This is a genomic window from Streptomyces sp. NPDC051662, assembly GCF_040681655.1.
Lineage (GTDB): Bacteria > Actinomycetota > Actinomycetes > Streptomycetales > Streptomycetaceae > Streptomyces.
In genome coordinates this window covers 1-14,380 of sequence record NZ_JBFAZD010000046.1, presented here as the reverse complement: position 1 = coordinate 14,380, position 14,380 = coordinate 1, and the positions used below count along the sequence as shown (strand labels likewise).

The following is a 14,380-nucleotide window of genomic DNA, read 5'->3' as shown; positions in this document are numbered from 1 at the left end:
GTCAGTTCGAGTGGGCGGAGGCGGACGGGTCGAGCGGGCCGTTCCTGCCGCGGAGGACGGCGTATCCGACACCGATGCCGACCGCGACGGGCCATTCGAGTACGCCCACCACACCCATCGCTCCAAGACCCAGGTAGAGCGGCAGCCCGCCCTTGGCCGGCAGCACCTCGCGGGCCACCGCCACGGGGACCATCGCCGCCTTGACCGCGTCGTCGGTGACGCGGTTGAAGGAGGGGACAGTGACGGTGAAGGTGTGCCGGCCGTCGCTCGCCGAGCTCTTGGCACGCTTCGTGGTCGCCGCTTCCTTCGCGGTCTTGGGGCCGGCGCCGCTCCCGCGGCTCCGGTGTGTCGCGGCGGCCGGAGCGCCCGCCGACCCCGCGGCCCGTTTCGCCTTGGCTGTAGAGCGCGACGCCTTCGTGCTCGCCGCTCGCTTCCCCGTCGCAGTGGGCGTGGTCACCATTCTCACATCCGCACTTGGGTAGAGATAACCGCATTCGCACCTTCTGGGAGAAAGCCTACCCGCACGTTCGGGTGGCCTGCGAGCCGAGCCGGAGCCGGATGGCCCGCCCAACGCGCGGGCGCACAGCGGCCGGGTCACGATGGGTCGGGTTCGAGCCGAAACGGGTTCCTGCCGGGAGATGGGTGCCGATGCCGTCGCTGTCAGAGGTACACCTGCCGGATATGGGCCTGCCGCGCGTACGGCTGCCGGAGCTCCCCTCACCGGCGACGGTGGCCGGTGCCGTGGCGGGCGGAATTACCGCCTGCGCACGCGGTACGGCGAACGCCGCCGCCGCGCTGGCCGGTCTCGGCCGGCGCGATGTGTGGACGGGCGAGGACCACAGCCACATCGAGGTACGGGGGGTGCAGGGGCCGCGCGGGATGTGGGTGGCCCGAGCCGTCGAGGGCGCGCTCGAAGGACACCCGGGCGTGCTGTGGGCGCGGGTGAACGCGCCCTCCGAGCGGGTCGTGGTGGCGCTGGCCTCACCGCCGCCGCCCCAGCACGAGCTGATCCGGCTCATCGCGGAGGCCGAGGAGCACGGGTCCGCTGGGGCGGCCGAGCCGGACGAGCCCGGCGAGCTGGACGAGTGGACCCCTGAGCCCCACCACCCGTCCGAGGGAGCGCACCGGCGGCAGTCCCTCCCGGCTCTGGCCGCCGACGCCACGGGTCTGCTGCTCACCGCCGTGACGAGCCTGTCGCCGTGGACGCCGCTGCCGGCCGAGGTCGGCGCGCTGGCCGCGGCCGTACAGCAGCACCCCCGGCTGCGGAAGTGGACCACGAAGGGACTGACCGGGCAGGAACAGGCGGAGTCGCTGGTGCCCGTGCTCAGCGCGCTGGCCCAGGGCGTGGCCACCCGCGGTGAAGGGCTCGTCCTGGATGTGGCCCAGCGGGTGGCGCAGTGGCGGGAGGCCAACGCGTACCGCACGGCATGGGCCGAGGCCGAGGAGCGCCTGGTGCGCGGGCCCGATCACGCGACGGCCGAGCCGATCGTGGTGGAACGGCCGGGCCCCGCACGCCAGGACGTCACCTCCCGCTACGCGGAGCGGGCCATGGGGCTGGGTGTACTGGCCGGTGGCGCGGCCCTGCCGTACGCCGGTCCGCGACGCGCCCTGGCGGTCGCGCTGTCCGCCGTGCCGAGGGCGCCGGGGGCGGGCCGGGAGGGGTTCGCGACCAGCCTCGGCAGGTTTCTGGCGCTGCGCGGTGTCGTGGCCATGGACCGCGGCGCGCTGCGCCGGCTCGGCCAGGTCGACACCGTGGTCCTGGACGAGGAGGCGCTGCGCAGCGGTGGGCACGAGCTGACCGACGCGGCGCTGCTCGCCGGCGCGGAGCCCGAGCAGGTCGCCGACCGCCTCTTCGCGCTGTTCGATCCGGCGGCCCCCCGGCGCGTACACAGCGATGACGGCTGGGTGCTCGGCCCGCTGGAGGAGCTGGAACTCACGGAGCGCACCGGGCGGCAGGCCGCGGGGCGGCTGAGGAAACAGGGCAGCGAGTACGTACTCGGTCTGGCCGAGGGGCACCGGTTGCGTGCCGTGGCGGGGGTGGCCGCGCAGACGCTGCCGGGCGCGCAGGCGCTGGCGGCGGCGGCCCGCCGGGCCGGCATCCGCGTGGTGCTGGCCGGGGACCGGGCGGACTACGCCCCAGGGCCTGTACGGCGGATCTCCGCGGGCCCGCAGGGGTCCGCCGGACAGGCCCTGGGCTTCGCCGACGCGGTGGTGCCCGGGGGCGGTCGCCTGGTGGCGTCCGTACGGGGGTTGCAGGCCGATGGCGCGGTGGTGCTCCTGGTGTCGGGCAACCGCCGGGCGCTGGGCGCCTCCGACTGCGGGCTGGGGGTGTATCGCGAAGAGGACCCGCCGGCCTGGGGTGCCCACTTGCTGCTCGGTTCCGACCTGGAGTCGGCGGCGCTGATCCTGACCGGTGTGGGAACGGCCCGGCAGGTCGACCGGGACAGCGGCGTGCTGGCCGCGGGGGGCAGCGGAGTCGGCGCGGTCGCGGCCTTGCACGCCCCTCCGGCGCACGCGTGCGCTCGCGGCCAGGCCGTGAGCAATTCCGCGGGCGCGGTCGCCTTCGGCCTCGGTGTGTGGCGTGCCCGGCAGTTGCTGTCCCGCCCGATCATCCCGGCCGCGTCGACCGTCCCCTGGCATCTGATGCCCTCGGCGGTGGTGCTGGACAGGCTCGGCACGACCATCGACGGTCTGACCTCCGAGGAGGCCGCCGCCCGGGGCAAGGGCTCGCCGGGCGCGGGCGAGCCGCTGCGGGTGAGCCTCCCGTCCGCGTTCATCGATGAGCTGGCCAATCCGCTGACGCCGGTGCTGGCGGCCGGGACGGCGCTGGCCGCCGCGATGGGATCGCGTACGGACGCGGCGCTCGTGGCGGCGGTCACCGCGACCTCCGCCTTGGTGGGCGGCGTCCAGCGGGTGCGGACCGAACGAGCCCTGGCCGGGCTGACCGCGCGCTCCGCGATCGGCACACGGGTGCGAAGGGCGGGCGCCGAGAGGCTGGTCACGGCCGAAGACCTGGTGCCTGGCGATGTCATCGTGCTGCGGCCGGAGGATGTGGTTCCCGCCGACTGCCGGCTGCTGACGGTCGAGGGCCTCGAAATGGACGAGTCCTCGCTGACCGGGGAGTCGCTGCCCGTCGCCAAGGACCCCATGCCCGCGGTGGCCTCACAGATCACCGAGCGGACCTCGATGCTCTACGAGGGCACCACCGTCTCCGCGGGCGAGGCCACCGCGGTCGTCGTGGCCACCGGCGCGGCCACAGAGGTCGGGCGCAGCATCGCCACCGCCCGGCTGGCGGCCCCGGTGACCGGGGTCGAGGCGCGTCTGACGTCGCTGACCAAGGCCAGCCTGCCGGTCGCGATCGGCTCCGCCGCCGCGGTGGCCGGAGCCGGGCTGCTGCATGGCCACCGTCTGTCGGACGGCCTCGCGTCGGCCGTCAACCTGGCCATCGCCTCCGTACCCGAGGGGCTTCCGTTCCTGGTCAACGCGGCCCAACTGGCCGCCGCCAGACGGCTGGCCGACCATGGGGCACTGGTGCGCAACCCCCGTACGATCGAGGCTCTCGGCCGCGCCGACGTGCTGTGTTTCGACAAGACCGGCACTCTCACGGAGGGAAACCTTCAGCTCTCCGCCATCAGTGACGGCGAGCGGTCGCTGCCCATCGAGCGGCTGCCCGTCCCGCACAAAGAGGTTCTCGCCGCCGCGCTGCGCGCCACCCCGCCCGCCCGGCAGGCCGAGCCCATGGCCCACCAGACCGACCGGGCGGTGGTGGCGGGCGCCCGCAAGGCGCGTGTGTCCGTCAACCGTGGCGCCTCCCGCTGGCGGCGCACCGACACCTTGCCGTTCGATCCGTCCCGCGCGTACCACGCCACGGCGGGCCGTACGCCGCGCGGCCCGCTGCTGAGCGTCAAGGGCGCGCCGGAGAACATTCTCAAGCGCTGCCACTCCCTGCGCGTGGCCGGTCGGGCGACCCCGCTCGACGGTGCCACGCGCGAGGAACTCGAAGCGGATGTGGAGGAGTTGGCGAGCGAGGGGCGTCGCGTGCTCGCCGTGGCCGAACGGAGGCTGCGCGCGGACGAGGATCTCTCCGACGACGCCGTGAACGACCTCGTGTTCCTCGGCTTCATCATCCTGGCCGACCAGCTGCGCTCCGGGGCGGCCCCGGCCACCGCCCGGTTGCGGCAGGCCGGGGTGCAGACGGTGATGCTCACGGGTGACCACCCCGCCACCGCCGAGGCCATCGCGGCCCATGTCATCGGCGCGGAGGCGCGGATTGTCTGTACGGGGCCCGAACTGGACGAGCTGGACGACGCCCGACTCGACGCCCTGCTGCCGACGGTGGACGTCATCGCGCGGTGCGGCCCGCACCACAAGGTCCGTATCGTCCAGGCCTACCAACGCCTCGGCAAGGTCGTGGCGATGACCGGTGACGGCGCCAACGACGCACCCGCCATCCGGCTCGCCGATGTCGGGATCGCGCTCGGCCAGCGTGGCACCCCCGCCGCCACGGCCGCGGCCGACCTGGTCATCGGCGACGACCGGCTGGAGACCATCGTCATCGCCCTGACCGAGGGCCGCGCCATGTGGACCTCGGTCAGGACCGCGCTCGCCATCCTCATCGGCGGCAACCTCGGCGAGATCGCCTTCAGTGTGCTGGCCTCGGCCTTCACCGGCACCGCGCCGTTGAGCGCCCGCCAGATCATGCTCGTCAACCTGCTCACCGACCTCGCTCCCGCGCTCGCCATCGCCGTACGCCGGCCCAGCGAGGACACCGGGGAACAGTTGCTCCAAGAGGGCCCCCAGCAGTCGCTGGGGACCGCGCTCAGCCAGGAGATGGCGCTGCGCGGCATCACCACCTCCCTGGGCGCGGGCCTCGCCTGGGGCACCGCCCGTCTCACCGGCACCAGACGCCGGGCGAGCACGGTCGGCCTCGCCTCCGTGGTGGGCACCCAGCTCGCCCAGACCCTCAACAGCGGTGGCGTGGACCGCAACGTGCTCACGGCGGCGCTCGGCTCGGCGGCCGTGCTGGTGGGCATCATCCAGACCCCGGGCATCAGCCAGTTCTTCGGCTGCACACCGCTCGGCCCGATCGCGTGGGGCATCACCCTCGCGTCGATCACCACGGCCACGCTCCTGCACACGACTCTGCCCCCGCTGGCCGAACGTCTCGCCGGAACGGGCTGGTTGGCCGCGACGACCGGGGAACGACCACAGGACTCGGCCGCCACGGCATCGCCCGGACCCCTCGAAGCCGTGCCGGCGCTGCTGGAGCAGTTCCTCCGCTCCGTTCGCCTCGTGGACGGCCCGCTGCCTGCCCGGAGATCCGCCGACCACGCGTCGGACGACCGTGATCGGCCGGGGAAGCTCACCCTGTGACGTCGAGCGAGCCGCTCTCGGTCCACCGCCCCGTGTAACCGGAGTCCGTGAACGAGCCCCGGTGGCTGGCAGCCGGCTCGTAGCAGCCGTCGCACAGTCGGTCGAAGGGCAGCGCGGTGCCCGCGGCCCAGATCTGCCCGGTACCGCCCGTGGGCAGCACTCGTCCCTCCGCGTCGCGGACCGTCACACGGACCCGGGGCACGGCGGCACCCATGCCGACATGGCCCGCCGGGTTCCGCGCGTCCGCCGTGCAGTCGACCGCCGTCCAGGGCAGGGCGCCGTCGCGGGGCGAGAACTCCGCCAGCAGCCGTGTGAAGGGCATCAGTTCGGCATGGCGCGCCACGAGCCCGGCCGGCAACGGACCACCGGTGATCAGGACCGTGCCCGGCCGCTCCCGCGCACCCGGCCGGGATTCCGCCAGCACCGCGTCGTATTCCTCCGGTCCGTACACCGCGGCCGTACCCGGACCGCGGAGGTGGGGCACGGCCTCGATCGCACCCGGGGGAGCTCCGTGAAACCTGCTTCCCGCCGCGACCGCCCACCACATCGCGAGCAGGGCCCTGACGCCGCCCGGCTCCTGACGCACCGTCACGCCACGGGTGGGCCGGCCGGCCCGGCGCAGCCGGGCACCGACCGCGAACAGCCAGGCCCGGTGGTCGACGAGATGCCCTGTCACACCGTCGTCGGCGCCGAGTTCGGTCAAGAGGTAGGCGACATCGGCCGGGCCCGACCGCGGCAGCGAACCGTCCACCCGGAGGGGCGTGATCTTCGCCCACGTCCGCTCGTCGTCCAGCACCATCGCGGGAAGCGACCACCGCTCCTTGGTGGCACCGCTGCACAGTACGAGCGTGGCGCCGCTCAGACAGGCGATCCGCGCGAGGGAGGCGTCATCGAGCCCCCGTGGCACCGGAACGCACACCGCGCCCAGCTTGAGCACGGCCAACTGGGCCACCAGCGCCTGGGCGTGGTCCGAGCAGTGAACGAGTACGGGGTCGCCGAGTTGCACCCCGTAGCGCAGCAGCGCCGAGGCGAGGCGGCCCGAGCCGCTCTCCGCCGATTCGTAGGTGAGTACGCGACCGCCGTCGGCGACGACCACCTCGTGGGGGCGCCTGGCCGCGGCGAGACCGAACAGCCCGTCCAGGGTGCCCGAATGCGCGGCGCCCTCCCTGAGTCCGGTCAGGACCGCGCGGCCCCCGCCGCGCCGAGTCGCATCGGGTGTACCCGCGATGGTCGTGGTCGCTGTGCTCACTCAGGGCCCCCAGGAATGACGTGCTCGCTTCGTCGGAAGGGAGGCCCGGAATCCGGCGGATCAGTGATTCCCGCCCCAGGCGCCCCGCCCAGTGTCGCGGTGCCGGTCTGGGCAACTTCTTAAGACAATGTGCATTCCCGGGCACTTAAGGGGCTGTCCGGTCGAGGCGGAGGTCAGGGGCGCGTGGCCGTCGCCAGCCAGACGGCGCCGCGCACCCGGACACCGTCCGGGGTTTCGTACGGCCGGAGCGCGGCCCTCACCCGCTCGCGGGCATCGCTGACGACCTTCTCGTCCAGCCCGTCGAGGTTGAAGCGGACCGGTCCCATCGCGAAGTAGAAATCCACGGCCTCGTCGGCGTCTCGCCCCCAGTCGACGAGCCCCTCGACGGCGTCCACCCTCACCCCGGTGAATCCCGCGGCCGTGAGCACTTCATGGACACGAGCGGGGTCGGAGAGCGACACCATGCCCCGCTGCGCGGGAGAGGGCCGGCTGATGAGCGCGTTCACCGGCGCGAAGATCCGGGCCGATTCCCCGTCGGGGGAGGGCAGTTGTGGGCAGATGAAGGCGAGCCGGCCGCCGGGCCGCAGCGCGCCGCCGATATTGCCGAACGCGGCGACATGGTCGGCGAAGAACATGACCCCGCCCCGGCTGACGGCGACGTGGTAGTGGCCGGAGGGGAAGGCGTGAACCTGCGCGTCGCCCTGCTCGAAGACCGCGTTGGCGACGCCTTCCTCGGCGGCGACGGCCCGCGCCCGCTCCACCATGGGGGCGGAGATATCGATCCCCACGGCCTGCCCCGCGGTCGCCCTGCGGGCAGCGAGGCGGGTGGTCTGGCCCGTGCCGCATCCGATGTCGAGCACGCGATCGCGCTCACCGATCGCGGCTGCCTCGAACAGCGCGTCGTTGAATCCGCCGTTCAACGAGTCGTAGCGGTCGGGGTTGTCGGCCCAGTGTGCTCCCTCGTGGCCGTTCCACGCGTCTGCTTGCTGGCTGTTGGCGATCGGCTGCATGGACACTCCACGGCTCTGATTCAACTAGAGTTGCTCTCCAGTCTCCAACTCCAGAGATAGAGCGCGGTCGTGGGTGACGTCAAGCCGGCCGGGGTCAGACGCCGATCAGTTCGAAGGCTATGGCCGGGATACCACCGAACCGCTCGCCGAACGTCCGTACCTTCCTCTCCAGAAACGCACGGGCGTCCGCCATGGGATGGTCCGGGCCCAGATAGTCGAGATAGGACCGATGAGCCTCCAGGGCGGCCACGCCCTGGTCCAGGAAGCCCGTCACATCGACGGCGTGGTCGGCGAGTGGGGAGCCGCCGACGGCGGCGTACCGGACGCCCTTCCAGGGTTCCAGCCCGTCCTCGGCGAGTTCGGGGAAGATCCAGCGGTTGCCGGCGTCACCCGCCGCGTCCAGCAGGGCGCGGCCCACATGACGGTGGTCCGGGGAGTTCCAGTCGCCGCCCCGCCATCGCTCATGGAAGTTGAGCGTGACCAGGATGTCCGGACGATGCCGTCGGATGGCGGCGGCGATGTCGCGGCGCAGCGGCAGACCGTACTCGATGACGCCGTCCCGGTGATCGAGGAACTCGACCGCCTTCACACCGACGAGGGCGGCGGCCCGCAACTCCTCCTGTTCCCGGACACGTGCCGCCTCCTGGGGATCCACGGTGTCCATGCCGGCCTGCCCGCGTGTCACCATCAGGTAGACCACCTCGCGGCCCGCGGCGGTCCAGGCCGCCACGGCACACGCCGGGCCGTACTCCAGGTCGTCGGGGTGGGCGACCACGGCCAGCGCGCGCTGCCAGTCGTCGGGCATCGGGGCGTACGGTTCGGGCACGGGCGGTTCAGCCCTTCTCCGCGGCGGGGGTCCACACCGGCTCGTACTCCGCGTGGTCGATGCCGCGCTCCCAGACGGCGTCGAACGCCTCGGTGCACCTCTTCGCCAGGGCCGGGTCCTCGGTCAGTTCGTGCGGTCCCCACGAGCCGTCGCCTGCGAAGTGCGTGAAACGGACCAGCCGGCCGTCGAACACCCAGAAGTCGTTGCCCGGCAGCAGCAGGTCGGACACCTGACGGCGGGGCAGCCAGCGCACCTTCTCGCCGGCCGGGACGTTGACGATGGTCGTCGTCTCCCACTCGTAGCGTATGAAGTCCGTGACCGGCTCCGAGACGATCCGCAACCGCCGCCAGTCGACACCGCGGCCCACGGTCTCCTGCACGAGCTCGACCCAGTCGAGATGCCGGTCGTATTCGATGGGCTTACCGGCCTGCCAGTCCACGAAAAGCGCGCCTTGGGGGGTGTACATGTCGCGCATCTCAAGATGGACAGCCGAATGTTTCGCCTGGCCGATGAGTTCCTTGAAAGCGGGCAGATTACTGGACATGACTGACTCCTCTGGATGAGCCGGAAGGAAATGGCCGGGTCGAAGGCTCATTGTCGTGGCGTGGTGGTGGGCACAGCGTCGCGCAGATTGCTCTCTTCGGAATCGGAGACGCGTGTGCGCACGGCCCAGCGCACGGCCGGACCGCTGAGCGCCAGGGAGACCATGAAGAGGGCCGCGAGCAGCAGCCAGCCGGCCAGGCCGAGCCGGTCCGGCACGGTCGTCACGAGGACGGGGCCCGCGATCACCGCCAGGGCGTCGCCGGTGGCGAAGACCCCGCCGTACTGCCCCTGGGCGTTGTCGGGCGCCAGCTCGTACCGCAGACCCCAGCGGGCCGCCTCCCCCCAGATCTCGCCGAGCGTGAAGAGTACGGTGGCGATGGCGAGCACCGCGGCGGCGGCCCACCCCGGGATGCCGCCGGACAGGGCCGCTGCCGCGCACGCGACCGCGAGCACCAGGAACGCCCATCGTTGCAGGCGGCTCGCGCCGGGCACCGTGTCGGCGTCACGGGCGACATACACCTGCAGGAACACCACCATCAGCGTGTTGATGAGCATCAGCCACGCCGCCATCGCCCGCGGCGCGTCGGTATGGGTCACCAGCCACAGGGGGATGCCGAGCGCGAGCACGGTCGGACCGATCCTGGCGAGCCCGGACACCTGGGCGACCAGGATGTACGGCAGGTCACGCACCGCCGAGGGCCCGCCGTTCCGACGTGGCCTCCTGGGCTGCCGGGGCACCCGCGGCAACCGCATGTACAGGCCTGACACGACCACCATGGCGACCGCGTTGCCCCAGAACAGGGCGAGGTAGACATCGGGCGAGTCGACGGCGATGACGAAGCCGGCCGCCAACGAGGCCAGCGCGAAACCTCCGTTGAACACGGATCGCATATAGGCCGACAGTTTCACCCGCCCTTCCTTGCCCATGACCCCCGACACCAGTGCGCCGCGCGCCACATGGCCGGTCTGCTCGGCGGTGCCCAGCAGCGCCGCCATGACCACGTACATGGGGAAGGAGTGGACGAACGCCGCTGAGATCAGCATCGCCGCCTTGCACAGCGCGAGCACGGCGGTCGTGCCGCGTGGCCCGAAGCGGTCGGCCAGGAAGCCGACCGGGACACCCAGCACGAGGGCCATCACACCGGCTGTCGACAGGCCGATGCCCACCTGCCCCGGGGACAGTCCCACCACCCGGACGAAGTAGACGGCACCGCCCGCCATGTACAGGCCGTTGCCGAGACTCGCCACGGCTGTGCACAGCACTAGGAGCCGCCCCGGTCCTGGGTCCGGTAACAGCTTGGACCAGATCGAGGTACGGCCCCGCCGAATCCGCTCGGCATCGGTCATGTGCAGGCTCCCGCCCGAAATGAGGATTGACGACCTGTCAGGACGCGGGCATGATCGAAAATTCTGTGACGGCCGCGTCGAAAGGGATTTTCATGCCACATTCGTTCGTCCCCATCGGTACCGTCCGCGGATCGCGGCAGGAATCCGTCGAGGACAACTGGGGAAGCGTCGAATGCCGCATTGAATTCGATCCGGAGGAATTGGAGGCGGACGCGACGCTCGGGCTGGGCGACTACTCTCATATCGAGGTCGTGTTCCTCTTTCACCGGATCGACCGGGTCTGCCGGGGAACGCAACACCCGCGTGGAAATCCGTCGTGGTCCCGAACGGGCATACTCGCCCAGCGCGCGCCGAACCGGCCCAATCACCTCGGTGTCACCATCTGTGAACTGCTGGCGGTCGACGGTCTCACGCTCTCCGTCCGCGGTCTCGACGCGCTCGACGGCAGCCCGGTGCTCGATGTCAAGCCCTGTCTCCCGGAGTTCGCGCCGCGCGGCGAGGTCCGTGTACCGCGCTGGTCCACCGAATTGATGAGCCACTACTTCTGAGCTCCCCGGCCTCTCCACCGTCGGTGCCGCCTGTGTCGTACGTGTGGTCATCGCGTCCCTACGTCGGTTCGTGCCGGGCAGGGATCCCCGGCGGATCGGCGGGCACGTGAGCGACCAGGTCCGTGCGCCCCGAGGCGATCAGCGTGTTGATCTCGTCCGCCGAGAGGTCCACCGCCGAGAGCAGCGCCACCGGGAGGTTTCCGGCGAACGTCAGCTCCTCGGCGCGCCTGGTGCGGGCGATACGGCCCGTTCCGGGCTGGGCGGGTACGGCGAGGAAGTCGAAGCCTCGCGCCGCGGCGTCGACCGCGACGGCGGCCGGATCCCCGGCCGTCGACCCGTCCGGGGCGGACGCCGGGACCAGCAGTCCCACCGCCCGGGCACCCGCGGCCTTCACCACGCGCGGATCGGTCGCGCCGTCCACGACCGGGCAGCGCACGGCACCGTCCGCCGTGCGCAGGATCAGTCCGCCCGGCTTCTCCCAGGAGCCGTCCGCCTCCGCGACACGGCTCTCCAGGAGCAGCCCCCCGATGGTGAGCGGCACATCACGGGGCTCGGCGTCGGTGGGACGGCCCGCGAGCCGGTGCACGGTCCCTGCCACGAACTCCGGGTCGCGGTGGCGCAGCCGGTCGAAGGTGTTCACCGGCCGCCGGCTGCGCAGAGCGAAGACCGTGCGGTGGCCGTTCGTCCGGTCGCGCCGGCAGAGTGTCTCGAACCACTCCACGCTCTCGCGGGCCTCGGCCTGCGCCGCCGCGATCACCGTTCGGCGGGTGCGCGCGTAGGTGTCGAGCGCCTCGGTGACCGTGGTCCCCTCGGCGAGCGCGCCGGCGAGGCACAGCGCGTCGTCGATCGCCAGTGTGGTCCCGGAGCCGGTGGAGAAGTGCACGGTGTGCGCCGCGTCGCCGATGAGCACGGACCGCCCGTCGTGCCAGCGCTCGTTGACGATGGTGCGGAACGGCTGCCAGCCCGATGTCTGGGCGTGCAGCGGCGCACCGCGCAGCTCGTCGGTGAAGATCGCGGCGAGCCGCTTCTCGACCTCGGGGAGCGGCCGGTCGTCGAGCCCGTGCCCGGCCAGGGTGGCGGGGTCCGCCTCGACGATGAATGTGCTCTCGTCGGCGGCGTGCGGATAGGAGTGCACGATCAGCAGCCCCGGACGGAGGTCCTTGAGGACGAACGAGGGCTCACACACGACGGGCGCGGCGGCCCACAGGAACCGGGTACGCCCGGCGGTGACGGTCGTGCCGAACGTCCGGGCCCGGGAGCGGCGTAACCGGCTGCCCGCCCCGTCGGCGAGGACGATCACATCGGGCGCGTCCCGCCCCTCCGGTATCGAGGTGACGGTCCGGCGGATCAGGCGCACCCGCGGCATGTCGGCCGCCAGTCCGCGCACATGGCGGTGGAAGGTCCGGCGACGCAGTCCCACCATGCCGTAGGCACCCGACCAGATGCGCTCGTCACCGCAGAGCGTCAGGGTGCGGTGCCAGCTGCCCCTGGCCGTCGCCGGCAGCGCGAAGGCGCGCGGGAAGACGCGCTGGACGTGCTCCATGAAGTCGGTGGACATGACGATTCCGGCGCCCGGTCCCCGGCTGTCCCGGTCGTAGAGATCGATGGTGATGTCCGGTCGTAGGCGCGAGAGTTCCAGGGTGAAGAACGCCCCCGCCGCCCCCGCCCCGACGACCGCCACATGGCGCGGCGGCCGACCGGTCATCGGGGCGACCCGTCCCAGTGGAAGCGTTCGCCGCGCGCGAGCGCCGCGCCCCGCGACGCCGCCATCATCTCGCCGCTGGCCACCTTCATGATGGTCATGAACTCACCGAACTCGGGCTCCGGGGCGGCCAGGCCGGCGCCGGCCCGGGCCATCAGCTCCAGCCAGCGCAGCCGGTGCTCCCGCGCGATGAGGACATGGCTGTGCGCCTGATGCAGACGCGGTTCCCAGGCCGCCGTCAGGTCGTTGTCGCCGTACATCCTGACGAAGTGCGCGGCGAGGCGATCGGCGTGCTCCGCCCAGTCGGGCACCGGGAACAGCGGCGCCAGCACCTCGTCCTCGGATACGAGTTCGTAGAAGCGGGCGGTCAGAGCCCGGAAGAACGGCTCTCCGCCGATCGCGGCGTAGAAGTCCTCGACTCTGCGGTCGACCTGTGACGGGGTCATCCGGTCACCGGACCTGAGCCCCTGGTCGGCTACGAGCAACACCTTGCCGTCGTGTTGTGGTATGGGTTGTGGCGGCACGGAAATCTCCTCCTCAGTCGAGCAACAGCGCTGCCGCGGACAGTGTGTTGACAGTGCATCCGCGGAGCTTCTTCGCCTGGAGCGTGCCGAGGCCGTAGGCCATCGACGTAATGCCCAGCCGCGGGGCGAGTTCGGCGGGCCGGTAGAACATCGTGGCGAAGTAGGTGAACGAGGCGTCCTGGCGGTCGTAGTCGGTGCCGCTCATCAGAACCGTCCACCGTGCCCCGTCGCGGACAAGGAGGCTGAACGAGAGGAGGGCGTCGTCCTGCCGCGCCTCCACCACCATGACGTTCCGCGGGCCGAAGTGCTCGCGGAGGTGCCGCAGTGAGCCGGCCTCACGCTCCGCGTCCGGGGTCCCTCCGTATTTGGTCACGATCTGCGCGCGCAGCCGCACCAGTTCCGGCTCCTGGTCCCGGACGGCGCGCTCGCTGATCACCACGCCGCGGAGCGCGATGTCCCGCAGCTCACGGCGCACGGCGAAGCGGCGCTTGCGCGGCAGCCCGGCCACGTATCCGTCGAAGTCCGACCAGGTGACGTCCATGTCACAGCGGTCGACCATCGGGACCACGTCGAAACCGCGCGTGCGCAGGGCGTCCAGGAACTCCGGGAAGTCGGGTCTCAGGAACAGCGCCGCGATGCTGCGCATGCCCTGGTCCCGGCACCAGTCGACGAGCCCGTCGACATAGGCCCGCACCGCCGCGGGATCGTGTGCGCCCGGTCCGACGGGGGCGGTCTCGTAGTTCGGGAACATCAACAGGCAGCAGGGAAAGACCTCTTCGGGTGCGAGCCCCTGCCAGGGGTGCGGTCCGTGCTCGGCCACGCCCTCGTCGACGGACCCGCCGGAGAGCACTCGGTGGGGGTCGAACCGCACATGGCCGGTCGGCCGGTCGACGGGACCGCCGACGAGCGCCACGGACGGTCCCCGGTCGCCGGAGAGCTCCAGTGTGCGCGCGCCCCCGGGGATCCGTCCCTCGGCGAGCGTGATCCAGCGTCGGCTCAGTGTCACCGGAGCGCCGACGCCCAGGAACTCGTCCCAGTCGTCCGCCACCCCCGTCCGCACCGCGAAGGTGCCGGGGGAAGGCCGCACGACGGCGGTGGCTGCCGGTGGATCATCCATCTGCGTCACGGCGGTCATTCCTTCGGTTGTCTCTGTGCCGCCTCTGCCTCCGGCGCGGGGCCCGGGTGTGCCGGGCCCCGCGCCTGGGGCGTGTCTTCAAAGTAGCGCCGTCCGCCCGGAGGGCGGGCCCGGCGGCGTCCG

At 72.2% G+C, this 14,380-nt stretch carries 11 protein-coding genes; 2 read left to right on the top strand and 9 right to left on the bottom strand.

All coding sequences use genetic code 11. The features are described from left to right. Window position 1: 1 nt before the first annotated feature. On the bottom strand, window positions 2–457 hold the full coding sequence (locus tag AB0M67_RS39820) for a hypothetical protein (protein WP_365752902.1): 456 nt from the start codon (window positions 455–457) through the stop codon (window positions 2–4). 191 nt (window positions 458–648) lie between these two features. On the opposite strand from AB0M67_RS39820, the gene AB0M67_RS39815 reads away from it, so the two are divergent. Beyond that, on the top strand, window positions 649–5,373 hold the full coding sequence (locus tag AB0M67_RS39815) for a cation-transporting P-type ATPase (protein ID WP_365752900.1): 4,725 nt from the start codon (window positions 649–651) through the stop codon (window positions 5,371–5,373). Here AB0M67_RS39815 and AB0M67_RS39810 read toward each other — a convergent pair. The 5 genes from AB0M67_RS39810 to AB0M67_RS39790 form a co-directional block, all read right to left on the bottom strand. Further along, on the bottom strand, window positions 5,363–6,622 hold the full coding sequence (locus AB0M67_RS39810; protein ID WP_365752898.1) for an AMP-binding protein: 1,260 nt from the start codon (window positions 6,620–6,622) through the stop codon (window positions 5,363–5,365). The two genes, AB0M67_RS39815 and AB0M67_RS39810, sit on opposite strands and share 11 nt — an antisense overlap. A 173-nt stretch (window positions 6,623–6,795) precedes the next feature. Further along, window positions 6,796–7,632, bottom strand: coding sequence for a class I SAM-dependent methyltransferase (locus tag AB0M67_RS39805; protein ID WP_365752896.1), 837 nt, complete (start codon window positions 7,630–7,632; stop codon window positions 6,796–6,798). Window positions 7,633–7,726: 94 nt separating this feature from the next. Then, entirely contained in the window at window positions 7,727–8,437 is a 711-nt protein-coding gene (locus AB0M67_RS39800) for a PIG-L deacetylase family protein (RefSeq protein WP_365752959.1), read from the bottom strand. Between the two features lie 28 nt (window positions 8,438–8,465). Continuing rightward, window positions 8,466–9,002 (bottom strand): DUF6879 family protein, encoded by a 537-nt coding sequence (locus AB0M67_RS39795; RefSeq protein ID WP_365752894.1) that lies wholly within the window; start codon window positions 9,000–9,002, stop codon window positions 8,466–8,468. Between the two features lie 47 nt (window positions 9,003–9,049). After that, entirely contained in the window at window positions 9,050–10,348 is a 1,299-nt protein-coding gene (locus tag AB0M67_RS39790) for an MFS transporter (protein WP_365752892.1), read from the bottom strand. A 26-nt stretch (window positions 10,349–10,374) separates the two neighbouring features. Between AB0M67_RS39790 and AB0M67_RS39785 the strand changes: the two genes are divergently transcribed. Beyond that, entirely contained in the window at window positions 10,375–10,896 is a 522-nt protein-coding gene (locus tag AB0M67_RS39785) for a TrmO family methyltransferase (RefSeq protein ID WP_365752891.1), read from the top strand. A 58-nt stretch (window positions 10,897–10,954) separates the two neighbouring features. Here the strand turns inward: AB0M67_RS39785 and AB0M67_RS39780 are convergent, their stop codons facing one another. Genes AB0M67_RS39780 through AB0M67_RS39770 form a run of 3 tightly spaced genes read right to left on the bottom strand, consistent with a single transcriptional unit; the run spans window position 10,955 to window position 14,248 of the window. Next, window positions 10,955–12,601: an FAD-dependent monooxygenase gene (locus AB0M67_RS39780; protein ID WP_365752889.1), complete on the bottom strand. Its 1,647-nt coding sequence runs from the start codon at window positions 12,599–12,601 to the stop codon at window positions 10,955–10,957. Further along, the gene (locus tag AB0M67_RS39775; RefSeq protein ID WP_365752888.1) at window positions 12,598–13,122 is read right to left on the bottom strand and encodes a hypothetical protein; all 525 of its coding nucleotides are present in this window, start codon (window positions 13,120–13,122) and stop codon (window positions 12,598–12,600) included. The genes AB0M67_RS39780 and AB0M67_RS39775 overlap by 4 nt, the downstream gene beginning before the upstream one ends. A 13-nt stretch (window positions 13,123–13,135) precedes the next feature. After that, complete coding sequence (locus AB0M67_RS39770; protein WP_365752886.1) at window positions 13,136–14,248, bottom strand: hypothetical protein; 1,113 nt, start codon at window positions 14,246–14,248, stop codon at window positions 13,136–13,138. Between the last annotated feature and the right edge of the window lie 132 nt (window positions 14,249–14,380).